The organism is Comamonas suwonensis, from assembly GCF_012844455.2.
Classification (GTDB): domain Bacteria; phylum Pseudomonadota; class Gammaproteobacteria; order Burkholderiales; family Burkholderiaceae_C; genus Comamonas; species Comamonas suwonensis.
Genome location: NZ_JABBCQ020000013.1, coordinates 22,611 through 44,772 on the forward strand (window position 1 = coordinate 22,611; position 22,162 = coordinate 44,772).

Sequence of the window (22,162 nt, forward strand, 5' to 3'; positions counted from 1 at the left end):
CCCCTCCCTCGAAGCGAGAGAGGGGGAAGCCGCAAAGCCGCTCAGGGGGTGAATCAGTGGTCCGTGTCTGCAATCCGCAGCAGCGTGGCCCGGTCGCGCACGATGAGGCCGCCCGGTTCGATGCGAATCACATCCTCGCGCTCCATGGACTTGAGTTCCTGATTCACACGCTGGCGTGATGCGCCCAGCAGCTGTGCCAGCTCTTCCTGCGCCAGATGCAGACCGATGCGAATCTCGCTGCTGTCCGACAGGCTCATCACGCCATAGCTGCGTGTGAGGTGCAGCAGCTGTTTGGCCAGACGCGCACGCAGCGGCAAGGTGTTGAGGTCTTCCACCAGACCGTAGAGCTGGCGCACCCGGCGTGCGTTCAGGCGCAGCATGGCTTCGGAGAACTCCACATGCTGGGAAAGAATGCGCTTGAAGTCCGCCTTGGAGACGCACATCAGCGTGGTCTCGCCATGCGCATAGGCATCGTGCGTGCGTTTGTCGCCGTCCAGAATCGCCACATCCCCAAACCAGATGCCCGGCTCCACATAGGTCAGCGTGATCTGCTTGCCCGTGATGGAGGTGGAGCTGACTCGCACCGCACCCCGTGCGCAGGCAATCCACTCCTCGGGCGGTTCGCCGCGAGCGCAGATGAGCATTCCATCTTTGTATCGTTTGACGTAAGCGCATCGAAGAATGTCGTGCCGCAAAGAGGGCGAAAGGGATGAAAACCAGCGACCAGAGTTGATCGCCTCACGTTCTTCAATACTAAGAATTGGTTCGTCCATGTTCTGTCTTATGCGTGACTGGTAACCGGCCCATTGTCGCGTGTGGGACCGGTGCTGCCGGGGTTGCAAGGCTCAGGGTTGTCACCTGTGCGTCCACTGGTACTGCGCTTGTACTGTGAATGGGGCTTGCGCCCATGCAGAAAACCCAGGTGGAGAGGGGCTTCTCGCCATGCCCGAAACAGAAATGCCCGCAGGCAGCGGGCATTCAGGGTTGAAGTGAAAATAGCTGCTAGCGCTTATGTATCAAGCGCTAGCAGCTATTGTTTTTGGAGTAGTTGCGCTTTAAGCGGTGGCTTGCATGCGTTCCAGCAAATGCTTGGCAGCAGCCTCCGGGTCTGGTGCATTGACCAGCGCACGTACCACCGCGACGGAGCCTACGCCTGTGGCGCGCACGGCGGGGAACATGTCTTCAGAGATGCCGCCAATGGCGACCAGCGGGTACTGCTTCATCAAACGCACATAAGCGGCCAGACGTGCCAAACCTTGGGGCGCAGTGGCCATCTTCTTGAGCGTGGTGGGGAAGACCGCGCCCAGCGCGATGTAGCTGGGCTGCACGGCATGGGCGCGCACCATTTCAGCGTAACCGTGCGTAGAGACGCCAAAGCGCGTGCCCGAGGTGCGAATGGTCTCCAGATCACGATGGCCGATCACATCCAGATCTTCCTGGCCGACGTGGATGCCGTAGGCACCCGCATCCAGCGCGCCTTGCCAATGGTCGTTGATGAACAGGTGCGCGCCGGTGTCCTTGACCGCATCGACAGCGGCCTTGATCTCGCGGGCCACAGCGGCTTTGTCATCGGATTTGAAGCGCAGCTGCACCGTGGGTACGCCAGCGCGGGCCATGCGGCCCACCCATTCGGCAGTGGGCAGCACGCCATACAGGCCCAGATTGCGCGGGCAGTGGGCAAATGCCTGTGCGGGGTCAGCGCCACTCAGGCCAAAGTCACGGGGCTCATCGGGCCAGTGCGTGACGTCGAACTGGTTGCTGCGCTCGCTCTGGCGCTGCCAGGCTTGGGCCAGAGTCTCCGCATCCACGGCAATAAAGCCCAGCGCACTGCAGGCCTCAAGGGCAGCCAGATAGGCGGGCTCGCCACGCAGCGCAGGCGGCACGGGCTGGGGTGTCAGCTCGACCGAGTTGGCATCGTGGTGCAGCTGCGCGCCGAAGGCCGCGCCATGCTGGTGAATGAGGGCTTGTGCCAGCGCCTGAATTTCTGCGGAGTCCATGACAGCTGCCTTTATTCCTGATGCCAGAAAGGGGTGCCGAGCACGGGGGTGCTGGGCTGGGCGGAGTTCTGCTCGGCCATGGCACCTGCGCGGTAGGCGGCGTGACCGGCGTTGACGGCATCCGAGAAGGCACCGGCCATGGCCACGGGGTCTTCAGACAGCGCGACGGCGGTGTTCAGCAACACGGCGTCATAACCCCACTCCATCACCGTGCAAGCGTGGGATGGGCGGCCCAGGCCGGCGTCCACAATCAGCGGTACCTTCAGACGTTCGCGCAGCATCTGCATGGCGTAGGGATTGACGGGGCCACGGCCCGTGCCAATGGGCGCGGCCCAGGGCATGACGGCCTGACAGCCCACGTCCACCAGCTTCTGGCACAGCACCAGATCGTAGGTGGTGTAGGGCAGAACCTGAAAACCGTCCTTGATCAGGATGGAAGCGGCTTCGACCAGGTTCAGCGTATCGGGCTGCAGAGTGTAGTCGTCGCCAATCAGCTCCAGCTTGATCCACGGGGTGTCAAACACTTCACGGGCCATCTGGGCCGTGGTGACGGCTTCCTGAATTGTCATGCAGCCAGCGGTATTGGGCAGCACGGGGACGTTCAGCTTGCGCAGCAGCTCCCAGAAGCTGGCCCCGTTTTCGGCGGCATCGGCCGTATTGCTGCCCTGGCGGCGCAGCGAAGCAGTGACCATGGCGGGCTTGGAGCGCTCAACAGCCGCTTCCAGAATCGCTGGCGATGGGTAGCGCGAAGTGCCCAGCAGCAGGCGGCTTTCAAAGCGCTGGCCGTAGAGAACCAGTGCGTCGTCGGTAGTCTTTGTGTTCATGATTTGTTCTTGTGGTTTTAGCCGCCGGTGACCGGGGAGATGACTTCCATCTTGTCGCCCTCGTTGAGCGTTTGAGCGGCGTACTGTGTCCTGGGCACAAAAATCGTATTGACCGCCACGGCAAATGGGGGCTTGGCCTGCATTTGCGCCAGCGCATCGGCCACGGTGGCGTTGGCTTGCAGGTCGGTGGCTTGCTGGTTGAGGGTGATCTTCATGGCTTTACAACGAAAAAATAGGCTGGCGCTAACTTAAACCCCTGCGCCGCAGTGCTTGTGTGCGCTGCGGGTGCAAGTGCTGTGCGCCAAAGTTCAGGCTCGGTGGACGGCGACATCAAATTCGCGGGCCAGTGGTGAGTCATTGTGGTCCACCAGCTCCAGGACCACGTCCAGCATGGCGGGCGAGATCATGAAGCCGTGGCGGTACAGGCCGTTGACTTCCATGGTGCGCGGGGCCATCAGGCGTACGGCGGGCAGATTATCGGGCAGGGTGGGGCGGCACTGGGTGGCGATCTCCACAATCCGGCCTTCGGCAAAGCCCGAGTGCACGGTGTAGGCGGCAGACAGCAGCTCCAGCGTCGACCGCACGCTGGCGGGCGACATATCGTCGGACTCGATCTCGGTTGCACCGATCACGAACAGATGGTCTTCCTTGGGCGCGATATAGATGGGGTAGCGCGGATGAATCAAGCGCGTGGGGCGGGCCAGTGTGACTTCAGGCGCATGAATGCGCACCACCTCGCCGCGAATGCCCCGCAAATCCTTCCACTGCGTGCGGGCGCCCAGACCCCGGCAATCAAACACAAAGTCGGGCTGGCCTGTCTCGCCGGGGCGGAAGTCGCTTAGCTCACGCGGGCTGTCCCAGTGCAGGTTGACGCCCAGGGTGGTTAGCTTTTCCACCAGCGCAGCCAGCAGCTGGCGGTTGTCCAGCTGGCCTTCACCGGGCAGATAGACGGCCTGGTTGAAGCGGCCTTGCAGTGCGGGCTCGCATTCCTGCAGCGCAGCACCCGTTTTCTCTTCCATGGCGGGCAGGCTGGGGTTGATGCGGCGGTTTTTCTCCAGCAGGCCGAAAAAGCGTGCGGCGTCGCTCTGGTCCTGGCGGTGCCAGAGAATCAGTGTGCCGTTTTGCTGCAAAAACACCGGCTGGTTCAATTGGCCAATCAACTCAGGCCAGCGGTTTAGCGCGTGCTGGCCCATGCGCACCACGCCGGGCTCGGTAATGGCTGACTCGGCCAGCGGTGCCAGCATGGCGGCGGCCACGCGTGCAGCAGCCCCATCGCCTTGCGGGCCATGGGCATCGTAGAGATCAATCGAGTGACCGCGTTGGGCCAGCGCCAAAGACAGGAGGCGACCCATGAGGCCGCCGCCCAGAATGGCGATCTTTGAAGAAGCTTGTAGCAATGACATGTGCAATTCGTTTTTCAGCCTTGCACATGAACCCCAGCCATGTGCAGGACAAAACGCGGCATGCTTTGCAGCTTGTGAAACTCCCCACGCCAGCATGATCTGGATCGGGTGCAGAGGGCATGGCCCCCAGGGTGTTTCTCAGTCCGCGCAGGCTGTTTTGCCTGAAGGACACCCCTGTTTCGTCCGTCGGGCATTACAGCACAACCGTAAACACCGCGCATTGATCATGCGCATGGGCGATAATTTTTCTCCATGACAGTGACTGCTTCTACCCCCACTTTCGACTCCTCCCCAAAACGCTATGCGCGCGTGCTCTCCATCGCCGGCTCGGACAGCGGCGGCGGCGCCGGTATCCAGGCTGACCTCAAGACCTGTGCGGCTCTGGGCTGCTATGGCATGACGGCCATTACCGCCATCACCGTGCAGAACACGCTGGGCGTGACGGGGATTCACGGCATTCCGCTCAATACCGTGCGCGACCAGATTGATGCCGTGGTGAGCGACATTGGCGTGGATGCGGTCAAGATCGGCATGCTGGCCACGCCAGAGGTGGTGAGTGTGGTGGCCGATGCCATTCGCCGTCACCAGCTCACGAATGTGGTGCTGGACCCGGTGATGGTCGCCACCAGCGGTGACCGCCTGATTGTCCCGGAGACTGCGCAGGCGCTGGTCAGTGAGCTGTTTCCCCTGGCCACAGTCATTACTCCCAATCTGGACGAAGCAGCGCTGCTGCTGGGTCGCAGTATTGACGGCATTCCGGCACTGGATGCCGCGGTGGCGGATTTGCTCGCCTTGGGCGCGCCGTCAGTGCTGCTCAAGGGCGGGCACCTGAATGGCGATGTGGTCATGGATGTACTGGGTCTGCAGGGCCAGACGGCGGGCGATTATCTGCGTCTGCAGTCGCAGCGCATCGTGACCCACAACGGCCACGGCACGGGCTGCACGCTGTCGTCGGCCATTGCATCATTCCTGGCACAGGGCCTGCCGCTGGCGCAGGCGGTGACTGAGGCGCGCCGCTATATTCTGGGTGCGATTGAAGCGGGTGCCGATGTCTATACCGGCCACGGCCATGGCCCGCTGAACCATGGCTACGCACCGCGTGCGCAGCGGATTGTGCAAGGCTGATTTCTCTCCAATGCGAAAAGGCCTGCAGCGCAGGCCTTTTGTCTGTTGTGTCCGGGTGGGCGCTGGCTTACCAGCCCCAGACCAGGTTCTTGGCCACCCAGCCGCTCTGGCCGTTGCTGCGCTGCACCTGGGCCCAGCTGCCTTGCTTTTTCAGCGTCTGCAGCACTTCGTACTGCTTGAGCTGGCCCACGCGGCCGTGCTTTTGGCCGGGGCCTGAACGCAGATTGGCCGTGCGCGCCGTCACCACCATATGCGGGCTCTTGCTGGTCAGCGGGGCGTGGACCCAGCCCAGCGTGGCTTCATAGTCTTTGACGCGCAGCCACTGGCCTTTGCGCTGGGTGACTTGCAGCGGGTAGCCCTTGCTCAGCTCCCACTGGGTGGAGGAGCGGGTGCTGGGCTTTTCGCGCACGTTCACGCTATTGCCCTTGATGCTGACGAACTCTTGCGCCTGGGCGGCGGCAGGCATCAGACTGGTGCTGAGGGCGGTCAGCGCAATCAAGGCTGAACTGGCGGCGGAGGTCGCAGCCTTACGGATCCAGGTGGCTGTGCGGCTTGGGTTACAGAGCACGGGGCAGATTCTCCTTTTCTTGCTGAAAGTGGTTCTAACCCGCATCAGACTTGCGTAGGTAGCTATAGTTCCTGTAGAAAGCTGACAGGGGCTGAACAGGGTGGAACCCGGAAAGGATGCTCATGATCAAGTTGTGGAGCCTGCTGGCAGTGGCTGCCTCTTTGTCCACGCCGCTGGAGGCGTCGACACCGGTCCGGACGGGCGTGCCGGATGCTCAACCGGGCTCGGGAGCGTTGAGCCCCGATGTGAAGGCGCTCGGACCCCTGCTGCTGCAGGCCGCCCGCGAGGGCGATGCCGTCAAGGTGCGCCAGTTGCTGGGACGAGGCGCTGAGGTCGATGTGCAGGATGGTCAGGGCAACACGCCGCTGCTGCTGGCCACGGCGGCTAACCATATCGAGGTGGCGCGGTCCTTGCTGCTGCATGGTGCCAGCCCCAATCTGAAGAACCAGATGCAGGACAGCGCCTATCTGCTGGCCGGCGCGCAGGGTCGGCTGGAGATTGTGCGCATGACGCTCTCTTACGGCGCAGACCTGAAAAGCACCAACCGCTATGGCGGCACAGCCCTGATTCCGGCCTGCGAGCGCGGCCATGTGGAGACGGCGCTGGCGCTGATCAAGGCCGGTGTGGATGTGAACCACGTTAACCGGTTGGGCTGGACTTGTCTGGTGGAAGCCGTGGTGCTGAGTGACGGCGGCCCGCGCCATCAGGCCATCATCAAGGCGCTGATTGAGGCCGGGGCCGACTTGAACCTGGCTGACAAAGATGGCGTGACGGCACTGGCCCATGCCCGCCAGCGTGGCCAGAAGGCCGTGGCGCAGTTGCTGCAGGCGGCTGGCGCAAAGTAATCAAGCCAAAATAGCTTCAAGCGCTTTATGGATATGCGCTGGCAGCTATGTTTTTTGAGTCTCAAGCCTGAGCCGGTTGACCGCTGTGCTGCAACTGGCGGGTGGCCACAGCAGCGGCAAACGTCAGCCCCAGCGTGGGCAGGGCCGAGCCCATGGTCATCGTCACATAGGGCAGCAGGTGGTAGAAGGCGATGCCCAGCACCCAGAGGGCCACGGCATCCCAGCGCACAGCGGGTGCGTCCCGCATCAGCTCTACGGCATTGGTGCCAAAGGCCAGACGCCCCAGCATCACGCCAAACAGCGGCACAAAGCAGGAGCTGAGCAGCAGTAAAAATGGCTCAAGGCTGTGCATGGGCAGGACCATGGCCAGACCGGTGCACAGTGCTGCAATCAGCAGGCCCCAGCGGCGAATGCTCCACGCGGGCAGGATGCTGTGGGCCGACATGGCACCGGAGTAAGCATCTCCATAGGCGTTGTCCACCTCGTCCAGCAAAATCAGCGACAGGGCGATCAGGCCGCCCTGGGCCAGCAGCAGGGCAGTGACCAGGTCTTCGCTGGGCAGCGTGAGCGCCACCAGAACACCCAGCGAATAGCACCAGATATTGGCCAGCGCAAAACCCGTCCAGGCGCCGGTCAACGCAGATTTGCCGCTTTTGCCGTGGCGGGCATAGTCGGCCACCAGCGGCAGCCAGCTGATCGGCATGGCAATCACCAGATCCACGGCGCTGAGCATGCTCATGCCGCCTGTGCCTTCGCGGCTCAGCAGCACCGCCAAACCGGTGGTGCTGGCCATGGCCAGAAACTGCCAGCTCAGCCACAGCAGCGACACAATCACCAGTGGCAGCGCAACGCGCGAGATGATGCGCCGCACCAGCGTGGTCATGTTGCCGCTCATCAGCAGCAAGATCACGCTGCCCCAGATCAGCGTGGCCAGCCAGGGCCAGTAAGCCGCCGTCATGGCTCCGCTTTGCTTGCCCAGCGCGACGGTGGCGTCGCGCATCACCACCAGCTCAAAACTGCCCCATCCCAGCAGCTGGATGATGTTCAGAAAAATTGGCAGGCGCGCAAAGTTGCGGCCATACACGCTGTGCATCAGCCCCGCGCTGGAAAGGCCGCTGTCGCAGCCCAGCTTGCCCACCCAGCCCAGCAGGCCTGCGCCGACGACAGAGCCCAGCCCAATTGCCATCAGCGCCTGCATGGTGCTGAGCGCGGGCAGCAGATAGGCTCCCATCTGCATGACCAGCAGACCCACGCCCAGACTGAACCACAGCGAGGCATGGTCGCGCCAGACGAAGACGCGGTCTTGCGCGGCCACGGGGGCCAGGGCCTGATTGGCCGGTGTTGAAGAGGAAGAATTCATGAATGCTCCGCCAGAAAAACGAAGCAGGGGCCGTATGGGTTGCGCAGATAGCTATTGAGGCAATAGCGTGCCGCGGCATGACACCTTGGACAGCTTCCCTGCGCGAGGATGATCTCGGGCAGAGCCAGTGGCTCTGCGCAATCAGGTTCAAAGGGACTCTCTCAGCCTTGACTTGTTATCGTCAGGACACCCCTAGCGAGGGCGATTGTGCCAGAGAAGGCTGTGTGAGCCCCTTGGCCGCTGGTCAAAGCTGTGTTGCAAATACTTGCAAACAAAGAGAGCGATGTTTAACCCCGTTGGCGCTGCTGCTGCGTTTCAGTGGATGACAAGTCTGTCGCCACCGAATTTTCAGGAGATAACGTCCATGTTCTCTAATCGCACCGCCGTTCAACCCGCGACCCCAACCGCTACCGCCTCTTCTATTACTCGCAGTCGTTTGCTGCGTGTTTCCTTGCTCTGCGCCGCGCTGGCGGCTGCCGTGGGGTCAGCCAGTGCTCTGTCTCCGCGTGCAGACATGGGCAAGGTGGCTGAGGTCAGCATCATCGAGCGTGCTACGGGCCGCGTGCTGCCTATTTACCGCCATGGGGGCGAGCTATGGGTGGCGGGCCGCCCCGGTGCCAACTATGCGGTGCGCGTTCGCAGTCTGGAAGATCGCCGCATCATGGCCGTCATCAGCGTCGACGGTGTCAACGCCGTCAACGGCAAGACGGCCAGCTCGCGTGCTGAAAATGGCTATGTACTGGATGCGGCAGACCGCTATGACGTGACAGGCTGGCGCAAGAGCAACGACAGCGTCGCAGCGTTTTACTTCTCCCAAAGCGATATGTCCTATGCCAGTCGTACGGGTCGCCCCAAGGATGTGGGCGTGATTGGTGTGGCGCTATACCGTGAAAAGCTGCCAGAGCCTATCGTCTATGAGGGCCCGGTCTACGAGTCTCAATCAACCGCCAGCGGCGCGGCCGAGTCTTCTGCCGCGGCTGCCGATGAAGCCGCTCCGAATGCGGCCAGCAAGAGCAGCATGGCCAGGCGCGCGCCCTCAGCAGCTCCCTCGCTGGGGACAGGGCATGGTGCGGTCGAGAACTCTCAGGTCGAGCAGACGGAGTTTGAAGCCGATACGTCAACTCCCCGCCGCGTGGTGCGTATTCGCTACGACAGCTATGAGAACCTGGTGGCCAAGGGCATGATTCGTGAACCCCGGCCACGCCCACCGGTGACCCGCTCGCCAAGCCCCTTTCCCGCTGACTCAGGTTTCGTGCCTGATCCACCCCGTAATTAAGGGCTGCTGAAACAAGAGCGTGGGAGCAGGTCCGCGAAATTTGCATAATCGCGGACATGTCCGAACAGCCGCTGGCGCTATCTGCCATCCTTGATGAGGTTCTGATGCAAAGCTATGCAGCAGGGCAGGCCGCAGCGTTTGAGCAGCTGTATGGCCGCCACCAGCTGCGCATGTGGCGCTACTTTTATCGCAACACGGGCGACGGGGCACTGGCCGATGACCTGGCTCAAGACCTGTGGTTTGCGGTGATTGACAATGCTGCGCGCTATGAAGTGCGCAGCAAGTTCACGACTTGGCTGTTCACCATGGCGCATCACCGGCTGGTCGATCACTGGCGCAGGCAGCGCCACGGTATCAGCCTGTCAGCCGATACGGAGGAATCCATGCGGCTGGCCGATAGCCTGTTTGCCGCCTCGGGCTTTGAGCCTGATCACCAGCTCGATCGCCAGCTCATGGCGCAGGCCCTGCTGGCCGCGCTGGCGCAGTTGCCCGCCGAGCAGCGCGAGTGTTTTTTATTGCAGGTGGAGGCCGATATGACGGTGGCCGAGATTGCCCTGGCCACCGGCGTGGCCGAAGAAACGGCGAAAAGCCGCCTGCGCTATGCGCGTGCCAAGCTGCGCGCGGCGCTGGAGGAACTGGCATGAGCATCACCCCTGAACCAGAGCCAGGCAGCAAGCCTGATGTGCTGCGCGAGCTGTACCAGCAAGCCGTGGCCGATGACCGGGGCCCCAGCGCGCAAAACAGCGACGCCATACTGGCCCGCGCCAAACAGCGCGCAGCCGCTGCATCGCAAGACCGCGCAAAACCACAGCGCCAGCCTGCCGCCAACGACCGCTTCTGGCTACGCCATGCACTGGGAGGGCTGGCGGCTATCGGGCTGGTCGGCTGGCTGATGCTGCAGCACGCGGCCTGGTGGGATGGATCAGACAAAGGCATTGGCGTGGAGCCTGATGCAAGTCCCGCTGTGGCAGCTGAACAGGCTGCGCCAGCGTTATCCGCTGAGTCAAACCTGGCGGAGGCAGATTCCGGTCCATCGGTTGCCGTAGAGGGCGCGTCAGCAGCCCACAGCGCAACGCGTCAGTCTTCAGTGGCGCAAGCATCAAAGGGAAATCCGGCTACAGCGCTTGAGGGTAAAGCGCCAGCAGCTATGGATATGGAAGCAAAAGCGCCAGAGCAAGAGCAGGCTTTACCAGGGGCAGCAAACGCCACGCCTCCCATGGCCGCACCGGCACCATCCATGGAACGCTCGGCAAGAATGGCTCCAGCTGGCAAGGCAAGCGCTTCCAGTGCGGGTGATGCCACACCGCATGGCGCTGAAAAATCGCTTGAAACTGCAGATATTGCATCGCAGCAAAACCCTGAAATTCAGGCGAAATTACCACTGTGCCCGCTGGTCGATGAGGAGAAGAACAGAAAAGCTGGCGCGCATGGCGATACCCCAAAGCATGAGAAATCAGCGGCTGGCACTGCGTTGAAGCCACCCGACTGCCGCCCGCGCAAGGACAGTGAAAAGCGCTCGGCCAAGCCTGGAAAAGCGTCTGAAGCTACGGAATCTGTAGCGGACCCAATGCAATAAGTACTGCAACAGGCATAAAAAAAGCCCGCTTGACGCGGGCTTTGGTGATGGTCTGGCCAGTTCTTTTCAGGACTGGCGTAAGAGCATGTTACTGGACTTTTGCGTTTTTGCGCAGCTGATCCTGGAATTGTTGCAGCTTTGTTTGTTGCAGTTGCTGCATGATCTGAGGCTTGACGTCTTCAAACTTGGGCATTTCAGCCTGACGCTCGTCATCCATGCGAATGATGTGCCAGCCAAACTGGCTCTTCACGGGAGCTGCGGTCAGCTCACCCTTTTTGAGCTTGATCAGCGCTTCGGTGAACTCGGGCACGTAGTTGTTGGGGTTGGCCCAGTCCAGATCGCCACCACGGGCACCCGATCCGGGGTCCTTGGATTCCTTCTTGGCGATTTCCTCAAAGCTCTTGCCCGCCTTCACTTCAGCAATGATGGCCTTGGCGCGGTCTTCGGATTCGACCAGGATATGGCTGGCCTTGTATTCCTTGCCGCCGTTGGCTTCCACGAACTTGTCGTACTCGGCCTTGGCTTCGGCATCGGTCACAGGATTCTTCTTCTGGAAGTCTTCAAACAGCGCACGGATCAGCACGGTCTGGCGCGCCATTTCCATTTGCTGCTTGTAAGCGTCAGAGGCGGCCAGGCCACGGCGGCTGGCTTCTTGCATGAAGATTTCGCGGGCGATGACTTCGTCCTTGATCATCTTGTCCATCTCGGGTGCGATGGGCTGGCCGCTGGCTTCGATTTGTGCCTTCAGCGCGTTGACGCGGGCCAGAGGAACGGCCTTGCCATTGACGATGGCCACGTTTTGTGCCGATGCGGACAGGGCGGCAAAGCCCAGAACTGCGGCGCCCACCATGCGGGCCATTTGCTTTTGATTCATGCTCATTCGAGTCTTGATTGAAAAAAGTGAATTAGTTCAGCCCATATGCAACAGGCTCCGCATTGCGGAGCCTGATGTCATAAAACTTCAATGGCGATGGCGTGAACGCCCTGGTCAATGAAGTCCTGCAACGCATCATACACAAGGCGATGGCGCGCTACGCGGCTTTTTCCGTCAAAGCCGGAGCAGGCAATGCGGATGCGGAAATGGGTGCCGACGCCGCTGTCGTTGGCGCCAGCATGGCCTGCATGCTGGTAGCTTTCGTCAATGACTTCGAGCAGGGTTGGTTGCAGGCGCTCGCGCAAAGCGGCGTCCATGGCGGGGGCGCTGATGGTGACGCTCATGGCTGCTTGTCCTTGGCTTCGCTGCTGCTTTGAGCGGTGTCCTGGGGCAGGTAGCGGCTCATGTAGATGGCTTGAGCGATGACGAAGGCGACCATGAGGCCCATGCCGCCAAATAGCTTGAAGTTGACCCAGGCATCGGTGTCAAAGTTAAAGGCCACCCAGAGGTTGAGCGCGCCCATGCCGGCGAAGAAGGCGGTCCACGCCCAGTTGAGCTTGAGCCAGACCGCATCGGGCAGCTGCAGTTGCGCACCCATGACGGAGCGCAGCAGGTTCTTTTTGAAGACCAGCTGGCCAAACAGCAAGGCAGCGCCCATGAGCCAGTACAGCACCGTGGGCTTCCACTTGATGAAGTCTTCGTTGTGGGCGAGCAGCGTGGCACCGCCGAACAGCACAATCACGCCAAGACTGACCCATTGCATGGGTTCGATCTTGCCGGTCTTGATGCGCAGATAAGCGATCTGCGCAATGGTGGCCACAATGGCCACGCCCGTGGCGGCATAGATGCCCCAGACCTTGAAGGCCACGAAAAACAGGATGATGGGGAAAAAATCAATCAGCAGCTTCATGCGCGAAATGTAAGTCGTTCTGGTATTTCAGAGTGCGCCAACCGGGCAAGGTTCCCGGCGCAGCGGTAAATAGTCATCATGCACCAAAGAGCCAGTCATACCTGCGCACAAGGCTTGTGCGGCGGGCGGTTTTAGCTATCAAAAACCAGAAAAGCCAAGATTCAGTACTGGAGAAATGATTTGAGTCAAGACAGGCTCAAACGCATTCACATCAAGCGCAGGCAGCTCTTATTTTTGAGAATCGTTCTGGAAATCCAGAGAGGCCGAGTTCATGCAGTAGCGCAGGCTGGTGTCTGTGGGGCCATCAGGGAAGACATGGCCCAGATGCGCGCCGCAGCTGCTGCACACCGTCTCCACGCGAACCATGCCGTGGGTGCGGTCCGTGATTTCCGTGATCGCGCCGGGCACGGCCAGATCAAAGCTGGGCCAGCCGCAGCCGGCGTCAAACTTGGTGTGCGAATCAAACAGCTTGGCACCGCAGCAGACGCAGTGGTAGCTGCCATCGGCCCAGAAGGCTTCGTACTTGCCGGTGAAGGGGCGCTCGGTGGCAGCGTGGCGGGTGACCTGAAATGCAGCAGGCTCGGCACCTTTTTGCTGCAGCAGGGCTTGCCATTCGGCATCGGTTTTCTGGATAGGAAAGCTCATGATGAACAGCTGATTTCAATGGTGGTAGCCCAGTCGGGCGGGAAGCCGGCCCAGTCTGCGTAGGCCGGGTGCGAGTCATAAGGCGCGTGCAGCACGGCCAGCATTTGCTGCACCGGCGCAAAGTCGCCGCCCTGTGCGGCGCGAATCACGGTTTCACCCAGGTGGTTGCGCAGCACGAAGCAGGGATTGGATTTTTGCATCAAATCGGCCGCTTGCGCTTGATCTACCTGCGCTAGCTGCTCTGAATAGGTGAGCGACCAGGCGTCGAACGTGGCGCGGTCCAGAATGATGTCACGCAGTGGTTCAAAGTCGATGTTTCCTTCTTGTGCCTGCTGCACGGCTTCGGTCAGGCGCGTGAAGAAGATGGTGTAGTCCACCTTGTTGTCGGCCAGTATCTGCAGCAGCGGGTTGACCAGCAGGGCAAAGCGGCCATCGGCGGGCGCTGTGCCTGCCGCATCTTCGGGCAGGCCCAGCTTGCTCAGCATTTGCGTGGCGTAAGCCGCAGGGAAGACGGTTTTGTACGAATCCAGCGCCGCAATGGTCAGCTCTTCACTGTCAATCAGCGGCAGCAGGGCTTGGCCGAGGCAGTACAGGTTCCAGTAGGCGACCTGCGGCTGGCGGTTGAAGGCGTAGCGTCCCTGGTTGTCGCTGTGGTTGCAGACATGGCCGGGGTCAAACGCATCCAGGAACTGGAAGGGGCCGTAGTCAATCGTCAGGCCCAGAATGCTCATGTTGTCGGTGTTCATCACCCCGTGGCAAAAGCCGACGGCCTGCCACTGGGCCAGCAGGCGGGCGGTGCGCTCGCTCACGGCCTGCAGAAAGTTGGCGTAGGCATTGCCTTGCAGCGCTGTGGCGGTACGGCATTCGGGGTAGTGCTGGTCAATGATCAGATCGGCCAGTGCTTTCAGCTCCTCTTGCATGTCGCGCGCGGCGAAATGCTCGAAGTGGCCAAAACGCACAAAGCTCTCGGCCACGCGGGTGACGATGGCGGCCGTTTCCAGGGTCTCGCGCGCCACGGAAAGGGGCGAGCCGGTCAACGCCAGCGCCCGCGTGGTGGGAATGCCTAAAGCGGCCATGGCTTCGCTGCACAGAAATTCACGAATGGAGGAACGCAGCACGGCGCGGCCATCACCGCCGCGCGAGTAGGGTGTGCGGCCTGCGCCTTTGAGCTGGACTTCAAAGCCCAGCGACGTCTCGCCCAGCATGATGGCGCGGCCATCGCCCAGCTGTCCGGCCCAGACACCGAATTGGTGGCCGCTGTAAACGCTGGCCAGTGGCTTGCGGCCGTCGGGGGAGGGCACTGAGACGGCATTGCCGCTGAGGGTTTGAAGTGCCTCGTCGGTTTGCAGCCATTCGGGGTTCAGACCCATCAGCTGCGAGGTACTGGCGCTGGTGGCGACCCAGTGCGGTGCCGGTACGGGCGTGGGCTGAAGATAGGTGAAAAATGCCGGGCCCAGGGCTTCGAATCGGCCGGGCCTGTGCCATTGCGGGGCAGTGGATTCGTTCATGCAGTCATTGTGCTTGAGCTATAGCAAGGCCAGAGCTTGCAGGGTTGTTGGCGGAGGCAGTGAACACCGGAGTCAATAGCCCGGCGCAGTGCTGGCGAATGCCTAGGTCTTTCCCTGAGGCGTTCGACATCGTTCATAGGAAGGATGCGGGGAAACGTCATTTCCATTACGCATTGGTGACAGTCATGAGGTGATGGCCGGAAAGCTCGCGCTAGGATTGCTGCCGACCACACAACGATATCCAGGAGACGTGCCTATGTTGGGTTTGATGCAAAACCAGCCACTGCTGATTTCTTCCCTGATCGAGTTTGCCGCCCGCAACCATAGCGACGGGGAAATTGTCTCCCGTCGTGTGGAAGGGGATATTCATCGTTATACCTACAAGGACATGGCAGGCCGCGCACGCAAGCTGGCCAATACGCTGGACTCAATGGGGTTGGCGCAGGGGGAGCGGGTGGCCAGTCTGGCGTGGAATGGTTATCGCCACATGGAGATGTACTTTGGCGTCAGCGGCTCGGGCCGGGTGCTGCACACCATCAATCCGCGCCTGCACCCTGAGCAGATTGCCTGGATCATCAACCACGCTGAGGACAAGGCCCTGTGTTTTGATCTGAGCTTTTTGCCCATCATTGCTGCAGTGCACAGCAAGTGTCCTCAGGTCCGCCAATGGGTGGTGCTGTGCGATGCGGACAAGGTGCCGGCAGACAGTGGCATTCCCGGGCTGGTGAGCTATGAGAGCTGGATTGCAGGCCAGTCTGATCAATACAACTGGCCGCAGTTCGATGAAAACACGGCGTCAAGCATGTGCTACACCAGCGGCACCACAGGCAATCCCAAGGCTGTGCTTTATAGCCACCGCTCCAGCGTGCTGCATGCCTATGCAGCGGCGTTGCCCGATGTGATGTGCCTGTCGGCGCGCGATTCGGTGCTGCCGGTGGTGCCCATGTTCCACGTCAATGCCTGGGGCCTGCCGTATTCCGCCGCGCTCACGGGTTGCAAGCTGGTCTTCCCCGGCCCGGCGCTGGACGGCAAATCGGTCTACGAATTGATCGAGGCAGAAGGCGTGACCTTTGCCGCTGGTGTGCCCACGGTGTGGCAGATGCTGCTGGGCTATATGAAGCCGGGCGGCCTGCGCTTTTCCAAGCTCAATCGCACGGTGATTGGCGGCTCCGCCTGCCCACCCGCCATGATTACGGCCTTCCAGGATGACTATGGGGTCGAGGTTCTGCATGCCTGGGGCATGACCGAGATGAGTCCGCTGGGCACGCTGTGTACGCTCAAGAACAAGCACAAGGATCTGCCGAAGGAAGAGCAGATGAAGATCCGCCAGAAACAAGGGCGCGCGATCTTTGGCGTGGACATGAAAATCGTCAACGACGCGGGGGAAGATCAGCCCTGGGACGGCACAAGCTACGGCGACCTGCTGGTGCGTGGGCCCTGGATCATCGACAGCTATTACAAAGGCAGCGGCAGCCCATTGGTTCAAGGGGCCGACGGCCATGGCTGGTTCCCTACAGGGGACGTAGCGACGATCGACGCCGATGGCTATATGCAGATTACCGACCGCAGCAAGGACGTGATCAAGTCCGGTGGCGAGTGGATCAGCTCCATCGACATTGAAAACATCGCCATGGCTCACCCCGTTGTAGCCATGGCCGCCTGTATTGGCATGCCGCACCCCAAGTGGGACGAGCGCCCGATTGTTGCCGTGGTCAAAAAGCCGGGTGCCGATGTCACACGTGAGGAATTGCTGCAGTTCTACGAAGGCAAGACCGCCAAGTGGCAGATTCCGGATGATGTCGTTTTTGTGGCGGCTATCCCGATTGGTGCCACAGGCAAGATGCTCAAAACGCGCCTGCGCGAGGAGCTGAAGGATTACAAGCTACCGACGCTTTAATCACGGCTTTTCTGGGTGCATAGAGCCCTGCAGCCCCCGGCCATCATCATGCGATGATGGCCGTTTCATTTTGGGCTCTTGCCATGCTCAGTGTTCAGCCGCAGCTGCCTGCCTGTTTTTGCCAGTCCTTGGATGAGCCCGCTTCAGGCTTGCTGCGCCGCCAGCTTCTGGGCGCCGGTTTGCTCGGTGGGATAGGTGCCATCGCTGGGTCGGCCGCCGCCTGCTCGCCAGAGGCTGTGGCCCAGGTCGCCAGCCTTGCCGCGCCGCGTGCGGTCTGTATGGAATGTCTTGCACGTCGCGCACAGCAGCGTTCTCCTTTTGTGAACAAGGAGCGGCCATGAGCAAGGTGCAAACCTGGCACGAGATGAAGCCAGCGCGCCAGACATGGCAGCAACGGTGGGCGCAGATCAAATCCTCAGACCAACCTGCCGACAAACCCTTGCAGCTGTATTTGCTGCTGGATGCTGCACAGAACCGTGACTTGCTGGCACGGGTGCCAGAAAGCGGTGCCGAGGCCTTGTTCGCATTCACGCGCAACACCAAGGAGGGCAAGGTCAGTCCCTGGCTGGTGCACCTGGGGCGCAGCGGTCAGCCATTGAAGAAGGCGTAACAAGAATTGTTGAATGCAGTGCTGGATCTGGTGCAGGCCAGCCCCTGCGCCACCTTGCTGGCAAGCGAGTGCGAGATGGCTGTGCTGATGGCCCATCTGCGCCATGCCATGGACCCCAAAATGCCGGGCAAGGAAAGCAGCTATCTGGCCTTCTGGGACCCCGCAGTGCTGGCAGCCCTGCTGGGGCAGAGCGATCTGGACACCCAAAGCCGTATCGAGCCCGTGCTGAATCCCGCGCAAATCCGCGCCCTGCTGGGGCCGATTGCACGCTGGTGGTGCTGGAGCCGTTCTGGTCGCCTGCATGAATATGCGGTCACTGACCTTAACGAGCCCGCCGCGCCATTGCCGCTGCATCTCAGTGCTGCGCAAGTGGATGCGCTGGTACAGGGCAATGTGCCCGACCTGCTGATCTATTACGTCCATCTGAATCAGGTGCATTTGCGCGATAAATTGCCGCCGCTGGCCATGCACTGGTTTGCGCGCCAGCAACTGGTGTTGGCTCGCCGTTATGGGCTCACGGGTACGCGTGATCTGCTGAACTATCTGTGTCTGGCTTTGATTGGCGGCGCGCGTGTTGATCAAATCCCTGAGGTGGCAGCGCTGCTGCTCCGGGTCAAGGCGCGGAAACTGAGCTTTGACAAATTCATGGACGAGGTAGGCCCAAAGCTTGAGAACAAGGACCTACCTGAGCCGCAGGTGCTGACGGCTGCCAATGGCCTGCCGTTGACGGAAAACCAACTGCCGCTCTAGGCGCAGATGAGGCGCTGGTTTTGCCATGCTTTGAAGCATAAAGGCCTGTAGCGCTTTATCTGTCTGCACAGGCAGCTATGTTTTTTGATAGTTCAGGTCGTCGCAAGCATCCCAAAGTCGCCAAAGTGATATGCGCTAGGGCAACCCCCAAGCGGCAATGACCGGCTTGCGGCTTAGTCTGAGCCTCGCTCATAAACACCAATGGAGACGCTCTATGAAGTTTGCATACAAGGCTTTGACGGCATCGGTGATCCTGGCGTGCGCGGGAAGTGCAATGGCGCAAAAGGGGGAGACCGTCAAGGTCGCGTGGATTGATCCGCTTTCGGGCCTGATGGCTGCGCTGGGTTCCAATCAGCTCAAAAGTCTGCAGTACGCTGCCGAAGAGATCAACAAGGCCAGCACTTCAGGCGTCAAGTTCGAAATCATTGGTATTGACAACAAACTGAGCCCTCAGGAGACGACAGCCGCGCTGCGCTCCGCCATGGATCAGGGCGTGCGCTATGTGTTTCAGGGCAATGGCTCTGGCCCGGCGCTGGCCATCATGGATGCGCTGGAAAAGCACAATGCCCGCAACAAGGGCAAGGAAGTGGTGTTCCTTAACTACGCCGCAGTGGACCCTGACCTCACAAACAGCAAATGCAGCTACTGGCACTTCCGTCTGGATGCCGATACCTCCATGAAGATGGAAGCGCTGACCACGTACATGAAGGACGTGCCGGAGGTCAAAAAAGTCTACCTGATCAACCAGAACTATTCGCACGGCCAGCAGGTTTCCAAGTTCGCCAAGGAAATGCTCAAGCGCAAGCGCCCCGATGTGGAAATCGTGGGCGATGACTTCTCGCCCCTGGCGCAGGTGCGTGACTTTGCGCCCTATGTGGCCAAGATCAAGCAGTCCGGTGCCGATACGGTGATTACCGGCAACTGGGGCTCTGACCTGGCGCTGCTCGTCAAGGCCGCCAACGATGCGGGTCTGAACAACGTCAAGTTCTATACCTACTACGGCATTGCCACGGGCGCACCCACGGCCATGGGTGCAGCGGCTGCGGGCAAGGTCTATATGGTGGGCTATGGGCACCTGAACATGCCGGGCACCATGGACAAGATCGTCAAGGGCTTCAAGGCCAAGGTCAATGACGATATGTATACCGGCACCGTGTACACGGGTCTGAACATGCTCGACCAGGCCTTTGCCAAGGCCAAGACCACTGATCCGGTCAAAGTCGCCGCGACCATGGAGGGCATGAAGTTCCAGAACTACAACGGTGAGGTCGAGATGCGCAAGACCGACCACCAGTTGCAGCAGGGGCTGTACATCCTGCGCTGGGAGAAGGCGGGTGGCAAGTACCCCATGGATTCTGAGAACACTGGCTACACCTTTGCGCCGGTGAAGTATTACGAGCCCTATGTGGCCAGCACACCCACCAGCTGCCAGATGAAACGACCTTCCTGAGCCTGAGCGGCAGGGATGCCAAGGGTGCCCGCGTGGCACCCTTTTTTGTCTCTGCTTGGGGGCGCGACATGTGGATGGCTGTTTCACATCATGGTGCAGATGTCTGCATGTGTCACCCAAGTGTCGGCAACGCCCCCAAAACCGTCATGAAAGTCACCTGCGTGATAGTTACTAAGGCTTTCCCCCACGGGGAAAAGTCTACCGGCCGGTAGATTGGCGTCATTGACTAGCAAAAACAAGGTAAGGAGACAAGTATGAAATGGGTTATGCGTGCAGTGGCTGTTTCGGCTATGGCGGTGAGTGCGAGTGGTGCCTGGGCTCAAAAAGGCGAGACGGTCAAGATAGCCTGGATTGATCCCTTGTCTGGCCTGATGGCAGCGGTGGGTACCAATCAGCTCAAGACTTTTCAGTTGCTGGCCGAAGAATTCAATCAGAAAAATGCCTCGGGTGTGAAGTTCGAGGTGGTGGCGCTGGACAACAAACTCAGCCCGCAAGAAACCACGGCCGCTCTGCGCTCTGCCATTGATCAGGGTGTGCGTTATGTCGCGCAGGGCAATGGCTCAGGCCCGGCGCTGGCCATCATGGATGCGCTGGAAAAGCACAACAACCGCAACAAGGGCAAGGAGCTGCTGTATTTCAACTATGCAGCCGTTGACCCTGACCTGACGAACAGCAAATGCAGCTACTGGCACTTCCGCCTCGACGCAGACACCTCCATGAAGATGGAAGTGCTGACCACCTTTATCAAGGACGATGCCGAGGTCAAGAAGGTCTATCTGATCAACCAGAACTACGGCCACGGCCAGCAGGTCTCCAAGTACGCCAAGGAGCTGCTCAAAGCCAAGCGACCCGATGTGCAGATCGTGGGCGATGATTTTTCGCCGCTGGCGCAGGTGCGTGACTTCGCCCCCTATATCGCCAAGATCAAGCAGTCAGGTGCCGACACCGTCATTACTGGCAACTGGGGCGCTGACCTGTCGCTGCTCATCAAGGCAGCCAATGACGCGGGTCTGAACAACGTCAAGTTCTTTACCTACTATGCCTTTGGTGCAGGTTCGCCCACGGCCATGGGTGCGGCGTCTGATGGCAAGGTGTACACGGTGGGCTATGGCCACTACAACATGGGCCCGCCCATTCAGGCCAGCATGGCCAGCTTCAAGAAGAAGTTCAACGACGACTTGACGCAAGCCTCCATCTATCACGTGTTTGCCTTGCTGGATGCAGCCTTTGTGAAAACGGGCTCTACCGACCCGGTCAAGGTCGCTGCCGCGCTGGAGGGCATGAAGCTCAAGAGCTTTAATGGCGAAGTCGAGATGCGCAAGTCCGACCACCAGCTGCAGCAGGGCCTCTATATCACCAAGTGGCAGAAGGCGGGTGGCAAGTTCCCGTATGACGCGGAAAACACCGGCTACACCTTTGCGCCCGTGAAGTACTACGAGCCTTATGTGGCCAGCACCCCCACCAGTTGCCAGATGAAGCGCCCGGGCTGAGCCATCACCCTCGTGTTGCAGTCGGTGCGCCGCCCATAAAAAAGTCCAACAGGCGCCGGGCTGCAGCGATCTCTTTGCTTTTTGAGAACAAGGCTTGTCGATGACGCCTGAATTTTTCACCATATCCATGCTCAACGGCGTGAGCTACGGGCTGCTGCTCTTCATGCTCAGCTCGGGCTTGACGCTGATTTTCAGCATGATGGGCGTGCTCAATTTCGCCCATACCAGCTTCTATATGCTGGGCGCGTATTTTGCGTACACGCTCAGCGGCATTGTGGGCTTCTGGCCTGCACTGCTTCTGTGCCCCGTGCTGGTCGGTGTGCTGGGCGCGTTGTTTGAGCGCTACTGCCTGCGCCGCGTGCACAAATACGGTCATGTGCCAGAGCTGCTGGTGACGTTCGGCCTGTCATACCTGATTCTGGAAGTCGTGCAACTGGTCTGGGGCCGCGGCACCGTACCTTATGCGCTGCCGACCGCATTGCAGGGGCCGCTGTTCACGCTCTACGGCACGCAGTTCCCCAAGTCACGCTCTTTTGTGATGCTGGTGGCCATGCTGATGCTGGTGGCGGTCTGGCTGCTGCTGACCCGCACCCGTATTGGGCTGGTGATCCAGGCCGCACTCAAGAACCCCGATATGGTTGAAGCGCTGGGCCACAACGTGCCCCGCGTTTTCATGATGGTGTTCGGTGGCGGCTGCGCGCTGGCCGGGCTTGCGGGCGTGCTGGGCGGCAACACCTATGTGACCGAGCCCGCCATGGCGGCATCGGTGGGCTCTATCATCTTTGTGGTGGTGGTGGTGGGCGGCATGGGCTCGCTTGCGGGGGCGTTTGTCGCTTCGTTGCTGATTGGCGTGCTGCAGACCTTTGCCGTGGCGCTGGACTGGTCGCTGGCCGGGCTGTTCACCTCCATGGGCCAGACGGTCAATGAATCCACCTTTGGCTGGCCCGTTCTGAGACTAACGCTGTCGCAGGTTGCGCCCATTCTGCCGTACCTGTTCCTGGTGCTGATTCTCATCTTCCGCCCCAAGGGCCTGCTGGGCACGAGAGGAGATTAA

At 60.7% G+C, this 22,162-nt stretch carries 24 protein-coding genes and 1 riboswitch; of the genes, 12 read left to right on the forward strand and 12 right to left on the reverse strand.

Annotated elements, in window-relative coordinates:
• Positions 1 to 53 precede the first annotated feature (53 nt).
• From HF327_RS14905 to HF327_RS14925, 5 genes are all read right to left on the reverse strand, one after another.
• Entirely contained in the window at positions 54 to 773 is a 720-nt protein-coding gene (locus tag HF327_RS14905; RefSeq protein WP_099737308.1) for a Crp/Fnr family transcriptional regulator, read from the reverse strand.
• A 282-nt stretch (positions 774 to 1,055) separates the two neighbouring features.
• Positions 1,056 to 1,997: a thiamine phosphate synthase gene (locus HF327_RS14910; protein WP_198460921.1), complete on the reverse strand. Its 942-nt coding sequence runs from the start codon at positions 1,995 to 1,997 to the stop codon at positions 1,056 to 1,058.
• Between the two features lie 11 nt (positions 1,998 to 2,008).
• Positions 2,009 to 2,821, reverse strand: coding sequence for a thiazole synthase (locus tag HF327_RS14915; protein ID WP_198460922.1), 813 nt, complete (start codon positions 2,819 to 2,821; stop codon positions 2,009 to 2,011).
• A 17-nt stretch (positions 2,822 to 2,838) separates the two neighbouring features.
• Positions 2,839 to 3,036 carry a sulfur carrier protein ThiS gene (thiS, locus tag HF327_RS14920; protein ID WP_198460923.1) on the reverse strand — a complete coding sequence of 66 codons (198 nt, stop codon included), beginning with the start codon at positions 3,034 to 3,036 and terminating at the stop codon, positions 2,839 to 2,841.
• A gap of 93 nt (positions 3,037 to 3,129) precedes the next feature.
• Positions 3,130 to 4,224: an FAD-dependent oxidoreductase gene (locus tag HF327_RS14925; RefSeq protein WP_198460924.1), complete on the reverse strand. Its 1,095-nt coding sequence runs from the start codon at positions 4,222 to 4,224 to the stop codon at positions 3,130 to 3,132.
• Between the two features lie 64 nt (positions 4,225 to 4,288).
• Positions 4,289 to 4,410, reverse strand: a riboswitch (TPP riboswitch).
• A gap of 66 nt (positions 4,411 to 4,476) precedes the next feature.
• On the opposite strand from HF327_RS14925, the gene thiD reads away from it, so the two are divergent.
• On the forward strand, positions 4,477 to 5,349 hold the full coding sequence (thiD, locus tag HF327_RS14930; RefSeq protein ID WP_198460925.1) for a bifunctional hydroxymethylpyrimidine kinase/phosphomethylpyrimidine kinase: 873 nt from the start codon (positions 4,477 to 4,479) through the stop codon (positions 5,347 to 5,349).
• Positions 5,350 to 5,416: 67 nt separating this feature from the next.
• Here thiD and HF327_RS14935 read toward each other — a convergent pair whose 3' ends face one another.
• Positions 5,417 to 5,917: an SH3 domain-containing protein gene (locus tag HF327_RS14935; RefSeq protein WP_328701853.1), complete on the reverse strand. Its 501-nt coding sequence runs from the start codon at positions 5,915 to 5,917 to the stop codon at positions 5,417 to 5,419.
• A 116-nt stretch (positions 5,918 to 6,033) separates the two neighbouring features.
• On the opposite strand from HF327_RS14935, the gene HF327_RS14940 reads away from it, so the two are divergent.
• Positions 6,034 to 6,762, forward strand: coding sequence for an ankyrin repeat domain-containing protein (locus tag HF327_RS14940; protein WP_198460927.1), 729 nt, complete (start codon positions 6,034 to 6,036; stop codon positions 6,760 to 6,762).
• A gap of 61 nt (positions 6,763 to 6,823) precedes the next feature.
• On the opposite strand, the gene HF327_RS14945 is transcribed toward HF327_RS14940, so the two are convergent.
• Entirely contained in the window at positions 6,824 to 8,122 is a 1,299-nt protein-coding gene (locus tag HF327_RS14945) for a purine-cytosine permease family protein (protein WP_198460928.1), read from the reverse strand.
• A 364-nt stretch (positions 8,123 to 8,486) separates the two neighbouring features.
• Here HF327_RS14945 and HF327_RS14950 point away from each other — a divergent pair, with 364 nt between their 5' ends.
• The 3 genes from HF327_RS14950 to HF327_RS14960 are packed head-to-tail and all read left to right on the forward strand — an operon-like array spanning position 8,487 to position 10,974.
• Positions 8,487 to 9,398 (forward strand): hypothetical protein, encoded by a 912-nt coding sequence (locus HF327_RS14950; protein WP_198460929.1) that lies wholly within the window; start codon positions 8,487 to 8,489, stop codon positions 9,396 to 9,398.
• 56 nt (positions 9,399 to 9,454) lie between these two features.
• Positions 9,455 to 10,042, forward strand: a complete 588-nt coding sequence (locus HF327_RS14955) for a sigma-70 family RNA polymerase sigma factor (RefSeq protein ID WP_198460930.1) — start codon at positions 9,455 to 9,457, stop codon at positions 10,040 to 10,042.
• On the forward strand, positions 10,039 to 10,974 hold the full coding sequence (locus tag HF327_RS14960; RefSeq protein WP_198460931.1) for a hypothetical protein: 936 nt from the start codon (positions 10,039 to 10,041) through the stop codon (positions 10,972 to 10,974). The genes HF327_RS14955 and HF327_RS14960 overlap by 4 nt, the downstream gene beginning before the upstream one ends.
• 88 nt (positions 10,975 to 11,062) lie before the next feature.
• On the opposite strand, the gene HF327_RS14965 is transcribed toward HF327_RS14960, so the two are convergent.
• From HF327_RS14965 to HF327_RS14985, 5 genes are all read right to left on the reverse strand, one after another.
• Positions 11,063 to 11,854 (reverse strand): peptidylprolyl isomerase, encoded by a 792-nt coding sequence (locus tag HF327_RS14965; RefSeq protein ID WP_407927045.1) that lies wholly within the window; start codon positions 11,852 to 11,854, stop codon positions 11,063 to 11,065.
• A 71-nt stretch (positions 11,855 to 11,925) separates the two neighbouring features.
• Positions 11,926 to 12,192, reverse strand: a complete 267-nt coding sequence (locus HF327_RS14970; protein ID WP_198460933.1) for a BolA family protein — start codon at positions 12,190 to 12,192, stop codon at positions 11,926 to 11,928.
• Positions 12,189 to 12,758: a septation protein A gene (locus HF327_RS14975; RefSeq protein ID WP_198460934.1), complete on the reverse strand. Its 570-nt coding sequence runs from the start codon at positions 12,756 to 12,758 to the stop codon at positions 12,189 to 12,191. Before HF327_RS14975 ends, HF327_RS14970 begins: the two co-directional genes overlap by 4 nt.
• A 228-nt stretch (positions 12,759 to 12,986) precedes the next feature.
• Positions 12,987 to 13,403: a peptide-methionine (R)-S-oxide reductase MsrB gene (gene msrB / locus HF327_RS14980; protein ID WP_198460935.1), complete on the reverse strand. Its 417-nt coding sequence runs from the start codon at positions 13,401 to 13,403 to the stop codon at positions 12,987 to 12,989.
• The gene (locus HF327_RS14985; protein ID WP_198460936.1) at positions 13,400 to 14,911 is read right to left on the reverse strand and encodes a protein adenylyltransferase SelO; all 1,512 of its coding nucleotides are present in this window, start codon (positions 14,909 to 14,911) and stop codon (positions 13,400 to 13,402) included. Before HF327_RS14985 ends, msrB begins: the two co-directional genes overlap by 4 nt.
• 256 nt (positions 14,912 to 15,167) lie before the next feature.
• Here HF327_RS14985 and HF327_RS14990 point away from each other — a divergent pair, with 256 nt between their 5' ends.
• From HF327_RS14990 to HF327_RS15015, 7 genes are all read left to right on the forward strand, one after another.
• Positions 15,168 to 16,808 (forward strand): 3-(methylthio)propionyl-CoA ligase, encoded by a 1,641-nt coding sequence (locus HF327_RS14990; protein ID WP_198460937.1) that lies wholly within the window; start codon positions 15,168 to 15,170, stop codon positions 16,806 to 16,808.
• 83 nt (positions 16,809 to 16,891) lie between these two features.
• On the forward strand, positions 16,892 to 17,149 hold the full coding sequence (locus tag HF327_RS14995; protein WP_198460938.1) for a hypothetical protein: 258 nt from the start codon (positions 16,892 to 16,894) through the stop codon (positions 17,147 to 17,149).
• The gene (locus tag HF327_RS22425) at positions 17,146 to 17,418 is read left to right on the forward strand and encodes a DUF4123 domain-containing protein (protein ID WP_407927046.1); all 273 of its coding nucleotides are present in this window, start codon (positions 17,146 to 17,148) and stop codon (positions 17,416 to 17,418) included. Before HF327_RS14995 ends, HF327_RS22425 begins: the two co-directional genes overlap by 4 nt.
• Positions 17,419 to 17,424: 6 nt before the next feature.
• The gene (locus tag HF327_RS15000) at positions 17,425 to 18,168 is read left to right on the forward strand and encodes a DUF4123 domain-containing protein (protein ID WP_407927047.1); all 744 of its coding nucleotides are present in this window, start codon (positions 17,425 to 17,427) and stop codon (positions 18,166 to 18,168) included.
• 214 nt (positions 18,169 to 18,382) lie between these two features.
• Positions 18,383 to 19,618, forward strand: coding sequence for a branched-chain amino acid ABC transporter substrate-binding protein (locus tag HF327_RS15005; protein ID WP_198460939.1), 1,236 nt, complete (start codon positions 18,383 to 18,385; stop codon positions 19,616 to 19,618).
• Between the two features lie 254 nt (positions 19,619 to 19,872).
• The gene (locus HF327_RS15010) at positions 19,873 to 21,108 is read left to right on the forward strand and encodes a branched-chain amino acid ABC transporter substrate-binding protein (protein WP_198460940.1); all 1,236 of its coding nucleotides are present in this window, start codon (positions 19,873 to 19,875) and stop codon (positions 21,106 to 21,108) included.
• 100 nt (positions 21,109 to 21,208) lie between these two features.
• Positions 21,209 to 22,162 (forward strand): branched-chain amino acid ABC transporter permease, encoded by a 954-nt coding sequence (locus HF327_RS15015; RefSeq protein ID WP_198460941.1) that lies wholly within the window; start codon positions 21,209 to 21,211, stop codon positions 22,160 to 22,162.